The organism is Rhizobium sp. NLR8a, from assembly GCF_019685235.1.
In the GTDB taxonomy this organism is placed as follows: Bacteria; Pseudomonadota; Alphaproteobacteria; order Rhizobiales; family Rhizobiaceae; genus Rhizobium.
Genome location: NZ_JABDWI010000003.1, coordinates 482,267 through 498,536, shown reverse-complemented (window position 1 = coordinate 498,536; position 16,270 = coordinate 482,267). Strand labels below are relative to the sequence as shown.

General features: G+C 61.1%; 13 protein-coding genes. 11 read left to right on the top strand and 2 right to left on the bottom strand.

Annotated elements, in window-relative coordinates:
- Positions 1-522: 522 nt before the first annotated feature.
- Positions 523-1,728, bottom strand: a complete 1,206-nt coding sequence (gene carA / locus HJC04_RS08195; protein WP_210631588.1) for a glutamine-hydrolyzing carbamoyl-phosphate synthase small subunit — start codon at positions 1,726-1,728, stop codon at positions 523-525.
- A gap of 269 nt (positions 1,729-1,997) precedes the next feature.
- Between carA and HJC04_RS08190 the strand changes: the two genes are divergently transcribed.
- Positions 1,998-2,453 carry a GatB/YqeY domain-containing protein gene (locus tag HJC04_RS08190; RefSeq protein WP_210630528.1) on the top strand — a complete coding sequence of 152 codons (456 nt, stop codon included), beginning with the start codon at positions 1,998-2,000 and terminating at the stop codon, positions 2,451-2,453.
- A 3-nt stretch (positions 2,454-2,456) separates the two neighbouring features.
- Here HJC04_RS08190 and HJC04_RS08185 read toward each other — a convergent pair whose 3' ends face one another.
- Positions 2,457-3,347, bottom strand: coding sequence for a hypothetical protein (locus tag HJC04_RS08185; protein ID WP_221145654.1), 891 nt, complete (start codon positions 3,345-3,347; stop codon positions 2,457-2,459).
- Positions 3,348-4,014: 667 nt separating this feature from the next.
- Here HJC04_RS08185 and dnaG point away from each other — a divergent pair.
- The 10 genes from dnaG (at position 4,015) to HJC04_RS08135 (ending at position 16,134) form a co-directional block, all read left to right on the top strand.
- Entirely contained in the window at positions 4,015-6,012 is a 1,998-nt protein-coding gene (gene dnaG, locus HJC04_RS08180) for a DNA primase (protein WP_221145652.1), read from the top strand.
- The gene (gene recQ, locus HJC04_RS08175) at positions 6,012-7,880 is read left to right on the top strand and encodes a DNA helicase RecQ (protein WP_221145650.1); all 1,869 of its coding nucleotides are present in this window, start codon (positions 6,012-6,014) and stop codon (positions 7,878-7,880) included. The genes dnaG and recQ overlap by 1 nt, the downstream gene beginning before the upstream one ends.
- Positions 7,881-7,970: 90 nt before the next feature.
- Entirely contained in the window at positions 7,971-9,158 is a 1,188-nt protein-coding gene (locus tag HJC04_RS08170) for a glycine C-acetyltransferase (protein WP_221145648.1), read from the top strand.
- A 215-nt stretch (positions 9,159-9,373) separates the two neighbouring features.
- A complete protein-coding gene (tdh, locus tag HJC04_RS08165; RefSeq protein WP_210630533.1) occupies positions 9,374-10,411 on the top strand; it encodes an L-threonine 3-dehydrogenase in 1,038 nt (345 codons plus the stop codon).
- A gap of 10 nt (positions 10,412-10,421) precedes the next feature.
- Positions 10,422-10,766, top strand: coding sequence for a GFA family protein (locus HJC04_RS08160; RefSeq protein ID WP_210630534.1), 345 nt, complete (start codon positions 10,422-10,424; stop codon positions 10,764-10,766).
- A 473-nt stretch (positions 10,767-11,239) separates the two neighbouring features.
- Positions 11,240-13,297 (top strand): RNA polymerase sigma factor RpoD, encoded by a 2,058-nt coding sequence (gene rpoD / locus HJC04_RS08155; RefSeq protein WP_210630535.1) that lies wholly within the window; start codon positions 11,240-11,242, stop codon positions 13,295-13,297.
- Positions 13,298-13,540: 243 nt separating this feature from the next.
- Positions 13,541-13,834, top strand: coding sequence for a GYD domain-containing protein (locus HJC04_RS08150; protein WP_011426192.1), 294 nt, complete (start codon positions 13,541-13,543; stop codon positions 13,832-13,834).
- Between the two features lie 92 nt (positions 13,835-13,926).
- On the top strand, positions 13,927-15,087 hold the full coding sequence (locus tag HJC04_RS08145) for a DUF930 domain-containing protein (RefSeq protein ID WP_405047647.1): 1,161 nt from the start codon (positions 13,927-13,929) through the stop codon (positions 15,085-15,087).
- A 103-nt stretch (positions 15,088-15,190) separates the two neighbouring features.
- Complete coding sequence (locus HJC04_RS08140; protein WP_221124041.1) at positions 15,191-15,352, top strand: hypothetical protein; 162 nt, start codon at positions 15,191-15,193, stop codon at positions 15,350-15,352.
- Positions 15,349-16,134, top strand: coding sequence for an APH(3')-II family aminoglycoside O-phosphotransferase (locus HJC04_RS08135; RefSeq protein ID WP_259668819.1), 786 nt, complete (start codon positions 15,349-15,351; stop codon positions 16,132-16,134). Before HJC04_RS08140 ends, HJC04_RS08135 begins: the two co-directional genes overlap by 4 nt.
- The last annotated feature ends 136 nt before the right edge of the window (positions 16,135-16,270 follow it).

Genomic DNA, 16,270 nt, shown 5'->3' with positions numbered 1-16,270 from the left:
TCGGCCCGGCATTCGCAAGAACGTCGACCTGCCATTTCACGATCCGTCCCCCATCGCCGGAGAAGGATGGCCGTCCTCTCCGGCGCTTCTTTATCTCAACAAGAAGCGTGGAAATCATAAGACAAGCCTTTTCTGGTCAGCTTGAAGCATCTGCCGGAGCAGGTTTTCGTCAGGGCAAAGGCGATTGGCGACGGGCATACCCAGGTACGTCCGAGCCAATCGCCTTTGATCCTGGCGGAAGCATGCCCGGCCCACCGGCCGCACCGCTTCGCCGTGGGCGAAGCGACAAGTGCGTCCGGCGATTCCAAAGTCTTGCAGATTTGCCAGGCAAATCTGCGGGAGGGTTGGCTGAAACGGGCCGGCTGATCGACCGGCCCGCTTGGCCGTAGAACTGGGCTACGACACGCGCCGGCCGGTCGACCATCCGACTCCGTTTGAGCCAACAGAATGCTTCAATCTAACCCGGAAAAGCTCTAGTGGCTGCCGGTTTAACGCGCCCCTGCCAAATCGGCACTCTCGAAATCACCGCTCTGCGAGCGCCGGTTCGCCCTTTTTCTCGCGCACCATGTTGACGAAGCGGCGGAAGAGATAGTGGCTGTCCTGCGGGCCGGGTGAGGCTTCCGGATGGTGCTGGACGGAGAAAACCTGCTTGCCGAGCACGCGCAGGCCGCAATTGGTGCCGTCGAAAAGCGAAATATGAGTCTCTTCAACGCCATCGGGCAGCGACTTCGAGTCGATCGCGAAGCCGTGATTCATCGAGACGATCTCGACCTTGCCCGTCGTGTGATCCTTGACCGGGTGATTGGCGCCGTGATGGCCCTGATGCATCTTTTCGGTCTTCGCGCCCAATGCGAGGCCGAGCATCTGGTGGCCGAGGCAGATGCCGAAGACCGGGATATCGGTCTTAACAAGCGTCTTGATGACAGGCACGGCATATTCGCCGGTTGCCGCTGGATCGCCGGGACCGTTCGACAGGAAGATACCGTCCGGCTGCAAGGCGAGCACGTCTTCGGCGCTCGTTGTTGCCGGCACGACGGTCACCTTGCAGTCGAGGCCGGCAAACAGGCGCAGGATGTTGCGCTTGACGCCGTAATCGAGGCAGACGACGTGATATTTCGCATCCGCCGCGCCGAGTTCGCCGTAACCTTCGTTCCAGACCCACGGCGTCTGCGCCCATTGTGAGGACTGGCCGGACGAGGCGATCTTGGCGAGATCGAGACCTTCCAAGCCGCTCCAGGCCTTGGCTTCGGCCTTCAGCGCCTCGATGTCGAAGACGCCGTTGGGGTCGTGGGCGATCACCGCGTTCGGAGCGCCGTTCTCGCGGATCCAGGCGGTGAGCGCACGCGTGTCGATGCCGCAAAGGCCGATGATACCGCGGGCCTTCAGCCACTGGTCGAGATGCTTAGCGGCGCGGTAGTTTGAGGGGTCGGTAATGTCGGCCTTGAAGATGACGCCGACGGCGCCGTGGCGGGCCGCAGGGGTCAGGTCCTCGATATCTTCGTCGTTGGTGCCGATATTGCCGATGTGGGGAAAGGTGAAGGTGACGATCTGGCCCAGATAGGAGGGGTCGGTCATAATCTCTTCGTAGCCGGTAAGCGCCGTGTTGAAGACGACTTCGGCCTGGACCTTGCCGGTGGCGCCGATGCCCCTGCCTTCGATCACCGTGCCGTCGGCAAGAACGAGCAGGGCGGTCGGCTTTTCAGTTGTCCAGGGTGCTGTTGCGGTCATCTTCATCCCGTTTCCGGCGGCCGATGCGCCTAGCCGCGCTCGTCGCCATTTGATCTCGCAGGCGTGTGGGCACGGCAATGCCGCGCGCTTCAGGCCTGATCACGAATTTTGGTGCAGGTGGCGGTAAATAGCCACGCAATCGCTCAGCGTCAATCTTTGTAGCCGGGATTGCGGCCGTTTTCCTGCGCTTTATCGCGACGACCGCGCAATTTATTTGATCCGTCGCATCGGCGTGGTTTATGAAGCGGCATCAAAAAAGGAGTGAAGACATGCTGCGCGATCAACTCGCCACCCAGCTGAAAGAGGCGATGAAGGCCAAGGATTCGGAGCGGCTGTCGACCGTTCGGCTGATTCAGGCGGCCATCAAGGACCGCGACATTGCCAATCGCGGCGCCGGCAAGGAGCAGGCGAGTGACGACGAGATCCTGCAGATCCTCGCCAAGATGGTAAAGCAGCGCGACGAATCGGCAAAGATCTATGAGGAGAATTCCCGACCGGAGCTCGCTGCCAAGGAGCGTGCGGAAATAGCCGTCATTCAGGACTTCATGCCGAAGCAGCTTTCCGACGGCGAAGTGCGCGCCAATATCTCGGCGATCATCGCGGAGACGGGTGCCGCCGGAGTCAAGGACATAGGCAAGGTGATGGCGGCGCTCAAGGAGCGTTATGCCGGCCAAATGGATTTCGCCAAGGCATCGGCAACCGTCAAGGAGCTTTTGAACGGATAAGCATCAGATGGCCCGTCTCGCCTGCGGCTCTCGACGGACCGCAGGTCCGAGCACGGCCTCGGCGGCGGCATCGACGATGGCAAACTTCGCCGCCTGATAGTTCCAATATTCGAGGATGAAGCGGCGCGACAGCCAGAGGTCACCCTTGCGCGAAGGTTCTGTCCAGCCGACGCTTTCCATGGTCGCGGCCTGGGTCAGAAGCCGCTTCAGGTGGGTATTGGAAATCATGAATTGTTCGCGGAGCTCCCGGAGCGACAGGGGACCGATAATGACGCGCTCGGCCGTGCGAGGAAATTGCGGAAGGCGGGAGATCAGGTAATCCATCACGAGTCCGCCGGAATTCGCCCGGTTGAAGAGGTTGAAGGTGGGGCCGGGATTGCGCACGGACTCACTGCCGATGATCGCCCTTGCGATCCGCGGCTGAATCGCAGCCATTGTTGCGGAGGGGGCGGCGGTGATCTGGTCGGCGCGTTCGCCGCCGTCGAGGCTGTCGAGGATCATCATATGGGTGACGAGCCATCGGGTGAAATGCTGTTCGGCAATTTCGGTCGGTTCCAGATAGCGTGTGCGCTTGTCAGGTCCGGGCACCACACGCAGGAAACGATAGGCCAGCATTTCCTGCATGAAGGCTGCGGCCGTGTTGCGGCTGGCAATGTCATTCTTGACTGCGAAATCGACAAAGCGGCCGGAATAGAGGCCGCCGCTCTGGCCGTCGTCAGGATAACCGTAATGAAGTGCGAAGCCGGCATGGGCCATCAGCCAGCGCTGCTGCGCGGCGAAAATCGATGCGATGCGCGGGCTCTCGCGATAGATCGCAAGCAGTTGATTGGCGCACTGTAGGATCGCAGCGAGAAAGCGATCGTCTGCTCCAAGATTTTCCGCGGTGAAAGCCATTGGGGAAGGGTCCAGGGGTTCGGCGCACACATCTTTCATGCACGCGCCGTCTGTCAACGGTTTTGTCGATAAGCGGTTAATTTCAAAGGGAGAGTTGGCAAACAGAGCCTAAAATTTAAGAAGGCAGGAGCTGGGGGCGCTCCTGCCTTCTTGCTCTTTGCTCCCGCCGGCAACGCAGGCTGAGGCCCAAGCCGGAGGGTTTTGCAAAGGCACCCTTGCGAAGCGGCGCCGGGGGTAGGGATGGTGCTTCGCTCGGGGATCGCTTTGTTGGGATCGAACCTATGGCGGTGCGGTTCTCCGTTCAAATTACAAAAAAATAATGATTGCCGGAAACGGCGCTTCGAGCGACCTTGAGGCGAAGGTTCGGTTGGCGCCGCGCGGATCAAGAGGCGCGATCGACCTTGGTGATAAAAGCCTGTTTTGAAACATTTAAATTCGATTTCGTGTTTCGCCAGCACTTATGTCGCAACTGTTGCGGTGGCCGACCCCAGGCTGTTCGGCGACTATAATGTCGCACCCCTGTCGCAGGGGTGGTCACGCGTTGTTGATTGGATAACCGACGCCGCCACCGTTGGATGCACTTGCCTGTGAATAGCGGGTTTTCCCGACGAGTTTCGTGGCATGGTGCGGCAAAGCAGCTTATATGGAGTTTGGCCAAGAGGGATAAATGCGCTTTTCCAACACCTTTCTCGATGAGATCCGCGACCGCGTTCCGATTTCGAACGTGATCGCGCGCCGCGTCAGCTGGGACAAGCGCAAGACCAATGTCTCGCGTGGCGACTACTGGGCCTGCTGCCCGTTCCATGGCGAGAAATCGCCGAGCTTCCACTGCGAGGACCGAAAGGGTCGGTATCACTGCTTCGGCTGCGGCGTCACCGGCGATCACTTCCGCTTCCTGACGGAGCTGGAGGGCTTGAGTTTTCCCGAGGCCGTGCAGCAGATTGCCGACATGGCGGGCATGCCGATGCCGCTTGTCGATGCCGCGATGGAGAAGCGCGAGAAGGAGCGCGGCTCGCTGATCGACGTCATGGAAATGGCGACCAGCTTCTTCCAGGACCAGCTGCAGACGGCCCATGGCGCAAAGGCGCGCGCCTATCTGCGCGATCGCGGGCTGACGGGGCGAACCATTGAGACCTTCCGTCTCGGTTATGCGCCTGACAGCCGCAATGCGCTGAAGGAATTCCTCGCCGGCAAGGGTGTTTCCAAGGAGCAGATCGAGGCCTGCGGCCTGGTCGTTCATGAAAACGTGCCGGTCTCCTACGACCGCTTCCGCGACCGCATCATGTTTCCGATCCTCTCGTCGCGGGAAAAGGTGATCGCCTTTGGCGGCCGCGCCATGTCATCAGATGCACCCGCGAAATATCTGAACTCCAACGAAACCGAGCTCTTCCACAAGGGCAATGTCCTTTACAATTTTGCCCGCGCGCGTCGCGCCATACAGGGGCTTGGCCGCGGCGATCAGGACGACAATGCGAGCGGCACCATCATCGCCGTCGAAGGTTATATGGACGTGATCGCGCTCTATCAGGCGGGCATCGAAAACGCCGTTGCGCCGCTCGGCACGGCGCTCACCGAAAACCAGCTCGAGCTGCTCTGGAAGATGGTGCCGCAGCCGGTGCTCTGCTTCGATGGCGACGGCGCCGGCATCCGCGCCGCCAATCGCGCCGCCGAACTGGCGCTGCCGCATCTGAAGCCCGGGCGCTCGGTCCGCTTCGCGCTTCTGCCCGACGGCAAGGACCCTGATGATCTCGTACGCGATGAGGGGCGCGCGCCGTTCGACAAGGTGATGAGCCAGGCAAAGCCGCTTTCGGAGATGTTGTGGAGCCGGGAGATCAACACCGGCAAGTTCGATACGCCCGAGGCGCGCGCCGAGCTCGAAGCGCGGCTGAAGCAGCTTGTGGCCGTCATCGCCGACGAAAATGTGCGCCGCCATTACCAGCAGGATATTCGCGACCGGCTGAACGCCTTCTTCCAGCCGCAGTTCCAGAACCGCAACAATGGCGAGCGGCGCGGTTTCAGCGGCAATTCCCGGAACGGCCGTGACAATGCGGCCAAGGCAGGACCGAAAAGCCCCAGCCTGATTTCCGACCGGCTCGCCCGCTCGGGCCCCGTGCGCGGACACCGGGACAATACGGCGCTGCGCGAGAGCGTGCTGGCGCTCACCATCGTCAATCATCCGGCCCTGATGATCGACGATTATGACGAGATCGCCGCGATTGAATATGACAGCCGGGAGCTGCAGCGGCTCTGGTCGGCGATGCTCGGCGCAGCCGCTGCCGTCGCCGGGCCGCATCTGACGCGCGAATATCTGACTGAACGGCTGGAATTCGAAGGCTTCGGTCCGCTTATCAAGAGCCTCGACCAGCAGGTGCGCAATGCGAGGCTGTGGACGGCGACCGAGGAGGCGGCGATGGAGGATGCCCGTGAGGGCTATCGTCAGGCGCTCGCCTTCCACAAACGGGCGAAGGCGCTGCGACGGCAGAAGATGGAACTCGAACGCGAGATCGCGCTGGCGACCGAAGCCGGCGACGGCGAGGCGATCGTTCAGCTGATACGGGCGCAGCAGGAAGTGCATCTTGAAGGCGTACGCCTCGAGAACCAGGAGGCGATCATCGACGGCTTCGGCGTGCTTTCCGGCCGTGTCAAAGGGGCGGCGAGCCACTGATGCCGCTCAGCGAACGCAATGAGCCAGGCTTTTCCGCTTCCGATGCGCTGTTTTCCGCCGGCCGCTCGCCGCTCGACGTCCTGAAGCAGGTCTATGGTTATTCCTCCTTCCGCGGCAAGCAGCAGCAGGTGGTCGAGCATATCGTTTCGGGCGGCGATGCCGTGGTGCTCTTTCCGACAGGTGCGGGAAAATCACTGTGTTTCCAGATTCCGGCGCTTTGCCGCGACGGCGTCGGCATCGTCGTCTCGCCGCTGATTGCGTTGATGCGCGATCAGGTGGAGGCGATGAAGCAGCTCGGCATCAGGGCTGCGGCACTCAATTCGTCGCTGTCGCGCGAGGAGTTCGTCGAGGTTCGCCGGGCGCTTTCGGCGGGAAAGCTCGACCTCCTCTACGTGACGCCCGAGCGCATCCTGACGGACGGTTTCCGCGAGCTGATCGCCAGTGAGAAGATCGCGCTGTTTGCGATCGACGAAGCCCACTGCGTCTCGCAATGGGGCCATGATTTCCGGCCGGAATATCGCGAGCTCGGCCGCCTCGCCGAGCAGTATCCTGATGTGCCCCGCGTGGCGCTGACGGCAACGGCGGACCCGCATACGCGTGACGATATCATCGAGCGGCTGGGGCTCGGCAATGCCGAAATCTTCACAACCAGCTTCGACCGGGCGAATATTGCCTATGAAATCGTCGAGCGCGACCAGCCGCGCCAGCAGCTCCTGCGTTTCCTCTCCGGCCACAAGGGCAACAGCGGCATCGTCTATTGCCTGTCGCGCGCCAAGGTCGAGGATACGGCCGACTGGCTGAACGGGCAGGGCATCCGTGCGCTGCCCTATCACGCCGGCATGGACCGGGCGCTGCGCGACGCCAATCAGGATGCTTTCCTCAAAGAAGAGAACCTCTGCCTGGTCGCCACAGTCGCCTTCGGCATGGGCATCGACAAGCCGAATGTGCGCTATGTCGCCCATCTCGACCTGCCGGGTTCGGTGGAGGCCTATTATCAGGAAACCGGGCGCGCCGGCCGAGACGGGCTGCCGTCCGAGGTCTGGATGGCCTATGGCATGGCCGACGTCATCCAGCGCCGCCGCATGATCGACGAGGGCAATGCCGCAGACGAGATCAAGCGGATCGAGCGCGCCAAGCTCAACGCTTTGCTCGCGATCTGCGAAACCGCCTCCTGCCGCCGGCAGGCGATCCTTGCCCATTTCGGCGAGGCGCATGCCGGCCAATGCGGCAATTGCGACACCTGCCTGAAGCCGGTCGAGACCTGGGAAGGCACGGATGCGGCGATCAAGGCGCTCGCCGCCGTCTACCGCACCGGCGAGCGTTTCGGCGCCGGTCATGTCATCGATGTGCTGGTCGGTAACATCAACGAAAAGACCGAGCGTTTCGGCCATGTGAATATGCCGGTCTTCGGCGCCGGCAAGGACATTCCGGCGCGCACCTGGCAATCCGTCTACCGCCAGCTGCTCGCCATGGGGCTGATCCGTATCGATCATGAGGCCTATGGGGCGCTGAAGCTGGAGCCGGAGGCGCGCGCCGTCTTCAAGCATAAACGGCAGGTTTTCTTCCGCAAGGATCGGCCGGCCTCGGAACGGCGCACGAAGAAGGCCGAGCGCAGCGAGCGCAAATCGGGCCTGACGGGCGCCGACGGGACGCTTTTCGAGGCGCTGAGAGCCGAGCGCATGGCGATCGCCAAATCGCTCGGCGTGCCGCCTTATGTCGTCTTTCCCGATACGACGCTCATTGCCTTTGCGACGGAGCGGCCGCGCAGCCGCAAGGAATTGCTCGGCATATCCGGCGTCGGGCAATCGAAGCTCGAGCGTTATGGCGACGCTTTCCTGGAGATCATTCTTTCGCATGACACGGATTGAACGGACCTGCTGATTTTGGTGCAGCGAGAAGACAAGCAAGCAGCGATATGCTAACCCGATTGCTATAAAAAACGTCAGGAAGGGCCGCCCATGACCTCGCCATTTCTTTCCCATCTCCGGGCCGAAATTTCGGCGCTCAGGGATGCCGGCCTCTACAAGTCAGAGAGGGTCATCAGTTCCAAGCAGGCGGGCGAGATTGCGATTTCCACCGGCGAGCGGGTGCTGAATTTCTGCGCCAACAACTATCTCGGCCTTGCCGACAACGAGGAACTGGCCGAGGCCGGCAAGAAGGCGCTCGACCGCTACGGCTACGGCATGGCTTCGGTGCGCTTCATCTGCGGCACGCAGGAGGAGCATAAGCAACTCGAAGCCCGCATTTCCTCCTTCCTCGGCATGGAGGATACGATCCTCTATTCCTCCTGCTTCGATGCCAATGGCGGCCTGTTCGAGACGCTGCTTGGCGAAGAGGATGCGATCATTTCCGACGCGCTGAACCATGCCTCGATCATCGATGGCGTGCGGCTCTCCAAGGCCAAGCGCCTCCGCTACGCCAACAACGACATGACGGCGCTGGAAGAGGAGCTGAAAAAGGCCGAAGGCAGCCGCTTCAAGCTGATTGCCACCGACGGCGTCTTCTCCATGGACGGCATCATCGCCAATCTCGGTGGCGTCTGCGATCTCGCCGAGAAATACGGCGCCATGGTCATGGTCGACGACAGCCATGCGGTGGGTTTCGTCGGCAAGAACGGTCGCGGCTCGCCGGAACATTGCGGCGTCGAGGGCCGGATTGATATCATCACCGGAACGCTCGGCAAGGCGCTCGGCGGCGCGTCCGGCGGTTACACTTCGGCGAGAGCCGAAGTCGTCGAATGGCTGCGGCAGCGTTCGCGGCCCTATCTGTTCTCGAACACACTGGCCCCCGTCATCGCTGCCGCCTCGCTCAAAGTATTCGACCTGATCGAAAACGGCGATGCTCTACGCAAGCGCCTTGCCGACAATGCCGATCTCTTCCGCATTGAAATGACGAAGCTCGGCTTCAGGCTCGCCGGCGAGGGCCACCCGATCATCCCGGTCATGCTTGGCGATGCCAAGCTCGCGCAGGACATGGCAAGCCTGATGCTGAAGAAGGGGATCTATGTCATCGGCTTCTTTTTCCCGGTGGTGCCGAAGGGCCAGGCCCGTATCCGCACGCAGATGTCGGCGGCGCACTCGCGTCAAGATGTCGAGCGGGCGATTGCAGCCTTTGCCGAGGCGGGGCGGGAGTTGGGGGTGATTTGAGAATGGAAGATTGCCCCTCACCCTAACCCTTGCCGGGGTCGAGCCACTGGTCTCGATCCGTCCTGCGGACCCCCGTAACGGGGCGAGGGGACGTGGCAAAGGCAGCGTTGAGGGTGACGAAACCGGTGCGGCACATCCCCTTCGCCCCGCGCGCGGGGAGACGGTGCCAGCAGGCGGATGAGGAGCCGGAATAGGCACTGACCAAGGATACAAATATGTCGAACATGATGAAGGCGCTGGTCAAGTCGAGGCCCGAGGTCGGGCTCTGGATGGAGAATGTGCCGGTGCCGGAGGTCGGGCCGAACGATGTGCTGATCCGGGTGAAGAAATCGGCGATCTGCGGCACCGACGTTCATATCTGGAATTGGGACCAGTGGGCGCAGAAGACTATTCCGGTGCCGATGGTCGTCGGTCATGAATTCTCCGGTGAGATCGCCGAGGTCGGTTCGGCGGTCACCCGCTATCATGTCGGCGAGCGGGTCTCCGGCGAGGGGCATATCGTCTGCGGCAAGTGCCGCAATTGCCGCGCGGGCAGGGGGCATCTCTGCCGCAACACGCTGGGGGTCGGCGTCAACCGGCCGGGTTCCTTTGGCGAATTCGTCTGCATTCCCGAAAGCAATGTCGTGCCGATCCCGGACGATATATCCGACGAGATCGCCGCGATCTTCGACCCCTTCGGCAATGCCGTGCATACCGCGCTTTCCTTCGATCTCGTCGGCGAGGACGTGCTCGTCACCGGCGCCGGCCCGATCGGCATCATGGGGGCGCTCGTCGCCAAGCGTTCCGGCGCTCGCAAGGTCGTCATCACCGATATCAATCCGCATCGTCTGGACCTGGCGCGCAAGCTCGGTATCGACCATGTCGTCGACGCATCGAAAGAAAATCTCGCCGACGTGATGAAGGCGATCGGCATGACGGAAGGGTTCGACGTGGGGCTCGAAATGTCGGGCGCAGCACCCGCCTTCCGCGATATGATCGACAAGATGAACAATGGCGGCAAGATCGCCATTCTCGGCATTGCACCGGCCGGGTTCGAGATCGACTGGAACAAGGTGATCTTCAAGATGCTCAATCTCAAGGGCATCTATGGCCGTGAGATGTTCGAGACCTGGTACAAGATGATTGCCTTCGTCCAGGGCGGCCTCGATCTTTCGCCGATCATTACCCATCGCATCAAGATCGACGATTTCCGCGACGGTTTCGAGGCGATGCGGTCGGGCAATTCAGGCAAGGTCGTGATGGATTGGATGTGAGGAGGACGACATGCTCTATGGAAGCTGTCATTGCGGCAACATCGCTTTCACTGTCGAAGGCGAATTCACAGAGGCGCTCGACTGCAACTGTTCGCTCTGCCGCAGGCGGGGCGGCCTTCTTGCCTTCGTGCCGCGCGAGAAGCTGGTGCTGAAGACACCTGAGGAAAATATCTCGACTTATACTTTCAACAGGCACGTCATCCGGCATCATTTCTGCGCCAAATGCGGCATCGCACCCTTCGGCGAGGGCGTGGCCCCTAATGGCTCGGCGATGGCTTCGATCAATCTGCGCTGCATTCCCGCTGTCGATCTCGGCGCACTGAAGGTGACGCCCTATGATGGCGCTGCGCATTAGCCCGCCGATACCCGCCCGGAAAGAGGGAAATATATCCCCGTCGCAACTGCGTCAAAAAGCTGAAACAACGGGCGCGGCGAGCAAAATCTCGGCCGCCCTTGTCTTTTGTTTGCTGCTTCTTAAATAAGGTTCGCAATCGCAGCCGCGGTTCAAAGCCTGTGGATAAGGCTTTTTCCGAGTTTTCGCGGGCTTTTTTGCTGGAAAAGCTTGACGAGAACAAAAAATGTGGGAATCACCGTTCGACTTGTTGAAGCGGTGAACAGGGTCAAGGCGGATCGCGCAACCATGGCCGGAAATCCAAAGGCAAGAAAACTTTGCTGTCCGGTGCCGGCGATCGTGGTTAATCAGACTTTAAATGTCATCCCGTTAGGTGGGCTCAGGTGATTGAAGGGCGACGCGAGCGGCGCGTCAGGCCCTGAGACGGCCCATTCACCGTAGCGAGATTGGATAGCGTCAGGAAGGCGACGATATAAATGGCAACCAAGGTCAAAGAGAACGAAGACGCGGAAGTCGAACGCGACGGCGCAAGCGACGGCCCTCTTCTCGATCTTTCCGACGACGCGGTCAAGAAGATGATCAAGGCCGCCAAGAAGCGCGGCTATGTGACGATGGACGAGCTGAACGCCGTCCTGCCGTCCGAGGAAGTGACCTCCGAGCAGATCGAAGACACGATGTCGATGCTGTCGGACATGGGCATCAACGTTATCGAGGACGAGGAAGCCGAAGAGGCTGGTGCTTCCGGCAGTGGCGATGACGATGACGCCGGCGGCGATGAGGACAGCGAAGGCGGCGAACTCGCGCCTTCGGCTGGCACCGCGCTGGCGACCGCCAAGAAGAAAGAGCCGACCGACCGTACCGATGATCCGGTGCGCATGTATCTGCGCGAGATGGGCTCGGTGGAGCTTCTGTCGCGCGAGGGCGAAATCGCGATCGCCAAGCGCATCGAAGCCGGCCGCGAGACGATGATCGCCGGCCTCTGTGAGAGCCCGCTGACCTTCCAGGCCCTGATCATCTGGCGCGACGAACTCAACGAAGGCACGACGCTGCTGCGCGAGATCATCGATCTCGAGACGACCTATTCCGGTCCGGAAGCCAAGGCCGCGCCGCAGTTCCAGAGCCCCGAGAAGATCGAGGCCGACCGCAAGGCGGCGGAAGAGAAGGAAAAGACCCGGCGCGCCCGCTCCGGCGACGACGACATCACCGATGTCGGCGGCGAAGGCCTGCCTCCTGAAGAGGAGGAAGAGGACGAGGACGAATCCAACCTCTCTCTCGCCGCGATGGAAGCCGAGCTGCGCCCGCAGGTCATGGAAACGCTCGACATCATCGCCGAGACTTATAAGAAGCTGCGCAAGCTGCAGGACCAGCAGGTCGAGCAGCGACTGGCCGCTACCGGCACGTTGTCTTCCGCCCAGGAGCGCCGCTACAAGGAGCTCAAGGACGAACTGATCAAGGCGGTCAAGTCGCTGTCGCTCAACCAGAACCGCATCGACGCGCTGGTCGAGCAGCTCTACGACATCAACAAGCGCCTCGTGCAGAACGAAGGCCGCCTGCTGCGCCTGGCCGAATCCTACGGCGTCAAGCGCGACTCGTTCCTCGAGCAATATCAGGGCGCCGAGCTCGATCCGAACTGGATGAAGTCGATCGGCAATCTGGCCGCCCGCGGCTGGAAGGAATTCGCCAAGTCAGAGAATACGACGATCCGCGACATCCGCCAGGAGATCCAGAATCTCGCGACGGAAACCGGCATCTCGATCTCGGAATTCCGCCGCATCGTGCACATGGTGCAGAAGGGCGAGCGCGAAGCCCGAATCGCCAAGAAGGAAATGGTCGAAGCGAATCTTCGCCTCGTCATTTCAATCGCCAAGAAGTACACGAACCGCGGCCTGCAGTTCCTCGACCTCATTCAGGAAGGCAATATCGGCCTGATGAAGGCGGTCGACAAGTTCGAATACCGCCGCGGTTACAAGTTCTCGACCTATGCAACATGGTGGATCCGTCAGGCGATCACCCGCTCGATCGCCGACCAGGCCCGCACGATCCGCATTCCGGTGCATATGATCGAGACGATCAACAAGATCGTCCGGACCTCGCGCCAGATGCTGCACGAGATCGGCCGCGAGCCGACGCCGGAAGAACTGGCCGAAAAGCTCGCCATGCCGCTCGAAAAGGTCCGCAAGGTCCTGAAGATCGCCAAGGAGCCGATCTCGCTCGAAACCCCGGTGGGCGATGAAGAAGATTCGCATCTCGGCGATTTCATCGAGGACAAGAACGCGCTGCTGCCGATCGACGCCGCCATCCAGGCGAACCTGCGCGAGACGACGACCCGCGTTCTCGCCTCGCTGACGCCGCGCGAAGAGCGCGTGCTGCGCATGCGCTTCGGCATCGGCATGAACACCGATCACACGCTCGAAGAAGTCGGCCAGCAGTTCTCGGTCACCCGCGAACGTATCCGCCAGATCGAAGCGAAGGCGCTGCGCAAGCTGAAGCATCCGAGCCGCTCGAGAAAGCTGAGAAGCTTTCTGGACAGCTAAGAAACTGCAAGCTGCGCTCGATCCTCGACAGCTGAGGTTTCGACAATTGCCGTCATGATTGGAAAGCCGGGCGTCGTGCCCGGCTTTTGCTTTTGTGATTAATACCAATGATCCCGGCGGCTTTCTTGTCGCTCAGTGGTGACAAGATTATAGTCCGGCCACGGGGGAAGAAATCGATCGCGGTGCGCGAGCGAGGACCGACGCATACCCGTGTCGGACGAATCCTCCGTTCGGAGGTGCAAGATGACCACTTACATTGTGTTGATCAACTGGACGGACCAAGGCGTGCGCACTGTTCGCGACTCGTCAAAACGGCTGGATGCGGCGAAGAAACTGCTAGGCGACATGGGCGGCTCCTTCAACCAGTTCTTTCTGACGATGGGCGGCCACGACATGGTGGCTGTCTGCGAAGCGCCTGACGATGCCGTCATGGCGCGATTTGGCCTTTCGCTGGCGATGGCCGGCAATGTCCGCACCCAGACACTGAAGGCATTCCCGGAGGCTGCCTATCGAGAGATCATCGGCTCGCTCAGCTAACGCATGCAGAATTTCAGCGCCTCTCCCCATCAAGGGCGCGGCCTCGGCCCCGCTCGTGGGTGGCCCGTTGCCCGGGTCTGAGGAGGGAACGGATGGCGCACCGGCCAGCGATGGCTTCGGCGCGATCACGAGGTTTTTTGCTTTTGCGGCTTGATGCTGCCGGCTTTAAAGGCCACATCGCTGCTGTGACAGACGAAGTGGACTTGGTGGAGACGAATCACGAAACGGCAAAACGGCGGCCCGAAATCCGCTGGGGTATCGGTGTGTCCGTGCTTCTGCACGTGCCGGTCGTTGCGCTTCTGATTTTCGGCTTGCCGAAGATCGAACCGAAGCCCCCGGAGGACGAGAGCGTGAAGGTCGAGCTCGTCCCGCCGCCGGAGGAGCAGAAGCCGGAGGAGAAAAAGGTCGAGGAGAAACCGAAAGAGGAAGAGAAGCCGCAAGAGCAGGCGAAGGCTGAGTTGCCTCCACCGCCTCCTCCTCCACCGCCGCCTCCGGCTGAAAACAGGACAGCAGAACAGGCCAAGCCTGCTACCCCTATGCCAAGCTTGAAGCCTGTCTTTGAGTTCGGTGACAGGGACAGTGGACCCGAAATATCGGCAGCGGGGAATTCATCCCAGGGCGACGCTAAACCTGCGACAGCCGCACCTCAGCATGACACACAGCCGGAACAGGCGCTTGCTGAGACTTCTGCAGAAAAGCCGCAGACTGAGACGCCGCCGGAAAGGCCGGTTCCGGAGGATGTAAAGCTTCCTGAGGTTGCTACGGCTGATGTTTCTCACGAGCGCAATGCGCCTTTGGCAGAAACTAACGGTGACGCCAAGACTGATATTGAAGTCGTCAAGCCACAGGCGCAGAAGCCTCCTGAGCCGCCGAAGGCGGAAGTTGCAAAGGACGACCTGCCCAAAGCAAAGACGTTATTTTCGCAGACAGCTGACGATGATCCAGTGGCGAGGATAGCGATGAGCGGGGTGCCGCGCGGCAAACGTGTCGCCCAGCTTTGCGGCAACGAGCTCCAGCAACAGCTCTTTCATGGCTCGCCTAGCTTTCAGCCGATTATAGTGCCCACTTTCCCACTATCCCGCGGCACAGTTCTCGACATAAAAAGTGCGGCTTTCCGCACTGCTAAAGGCTGGTACAAAATCCGTTTTCGTTGCGAGGTCAACGGGGATGCCACGAAAGTCGTCTCGTTTGCCCATGAGGCCGGTGGGCTGATCCCTCGCAATCAGTACGCAACCTACAGCATTCGTGAGTAGTTACGCGATCCACAACGGCGTCACTGGAACCAGCCACGCGCAAGGAACCCTGCCTAACCTCTCCTCGTTGGCCGTGATGGTACGGTGAAGAAGGGACAATGATATGTCGAACGAGATCGAGCGTTTTCTTGAGCGTCAGGATGAAGCCATCAGCGCGCTGTTCCTGGAAAACAAGGGTGACGAGCTGACCGATATCCTGGTGGCGGCGCTCGAAGAGGCGTTCGAGATCCTGCTCGAAGCAGCCCCCGCCGAAACGCTGCATTGACATCTTTCGAGAGATTGCCACGTCGGCTTGCTGCCCAGCTGGCCCGCTACCGGATGGAGCGGGCTGCGCTCGGCCGTTCGGCGGCGAGCGTCTTTCGCCTGGAAGGCGAGGGGCTGCCGGCGCTTTATCTGAAGGTCGAGGCGGCGGGGCCGTTCGGCGAACTTGCCGACGAGGCGGCCCGGCTCTCCTGGCTCAAGGCTTGCCGCCTGCCATGCCCGCAGGTGATCGCCCGGGAAAGCGACGGCGAGCACAATTGGCTGCTAGTGAGCGCGCTGCCGGGAAGCGACCTTGCCTGCGCCTCGGCGCTGACGCCGCTTGCGCGCGTCGAATTACTGGCGGAGGCACTGCTCGATCTTCATCGCCTGCCGATCACCTCCTGTCCGTTCGACCACCGCCTGGAAAAACGCCTGCCGGTAGCCAAGGCGCGCATGGAAGCGGGAATCGTCGATGAAGAGGATTTCGATGCGGCCCGGCTTGGCAAGAGCGCTGCCGAACTTTTCGCTGAGCTTGAGAGCTTAAAGCCGGGCAGCGCGGATCTCGTCGTCACCCATGGCGACGCCTGCCTGCCGAATTTCGTCGCTTCCGGCGGCCGATTCTCCGGCTATATCGATTGCAGCCGCCTCGGCGTCGCCGACCGCTACCAGGATATCGCGCTCGCCTGCCGCAGCATCGCCTATAATTTCGGCGAGGCGCTGGTGCAGCCATTTCTCGATCGTTACGGCCTGCCGGCGCCCGATCCGGCGAGGATCCATTACTATCAGCTGCTCGACGAGTTCTTCTAAAGCATGTCGCGCAAAAGTGTACAGCGGTTTTGCGAGAACGATATGCGTAAAAACAAAGACCTAAAGCGCGGAGAGCGAATCTGAAAGATCGCGACGCGCTTTAGACGGTTGCGTCATCAAGGCGCGGCTGGCAGAG

Excerpts from the sequence above, each read along its gene's own strand:
- recQ (WP_221145650.1), top strand. The coding sequence starts at position 6,012 with ATGCCGCTCAGCGAACGCAATGAGCCAGGCTTTTCCGCTTCCGATGCG.
- rpoD (WP_210630535.1), top strand. The coding sequence starts at position 11,240 with ATGGCAACCAAGGTCAAAGAGAACGAAGACGCGGAAGTCGAACGCGAC.
- dnaG (WP_221145652.1), top strand. The coding sequence starts at position 4,015 with ATGCGCTTTTCCAACACCTTTCTCGATGAGATCCGCGACCGCGTTCCG.
- HJC04_RS08145 (WP_405047647.1), top strand. The coding sequence starts at position 13,927 with ATGGCGCACCGGCCAGCGATGGCTTCGGCGCGATCACGAGGTTTTTTG.
- carA (WP_210631588.1), bottom strand. The coding sequence starts at position 1,728 with ATGACCGCAACAGCACCCTGGACAACTGAAAAGCCGACCGCCCTGCTC.
- HJC04_RS08160 (WP_210630534.1), top strand. The coding sequence starts at position 10,422 with ATGCTCTATGGAAGCTGTCATTGCGGCAACATCGCTTTCACTGTCGAA.
- HJC04_RS08170 (WP_221145648.1), top strand. The coding sequence starts at position 7,971 with ATGACCTCGCCATTTCTTTCCCATCTCCGGGCCGAAATTTCGGCGCTC.
- HJC04_RS08150 (WP_011426192.1), top strand. The coding sequence starts at position 13,541 with ATGACCACTTACATTGTGTTGATCAACTGGACGGACCAAGGCGTGCGC.
- HJC04_RS08190 (WP_210630528.1), top strand. The coding sequence starts at position 1,998 with ATGCTGCGCGATCAACTCGCCACCCAGCTGAAAGAGGCGATGAAGGCC.
- tdh (WP_210630533.1), top strand. The coding sequence starts at position 9,374 with ATGTCGAACATGATGAAGGCGCTGGTCAAGTCGAGGCCCGAGGTCGGG.
- HJC04_RS08185 (WP_221145654.1), bottom strand. The coding sequence starts at position 3,347 with ATGGCTTTCACCGCGGAAAATCTTGGAGCAGACGATCGCTTTCTCGCT.
- HJC04_RS08140 (WP_221124041.1), top strand. The coding sequence starts at position 15,191 with ATGTCGAACGAGATCGAGCGTTTTCTTGAGCGTCAGGATGAAGCCATC.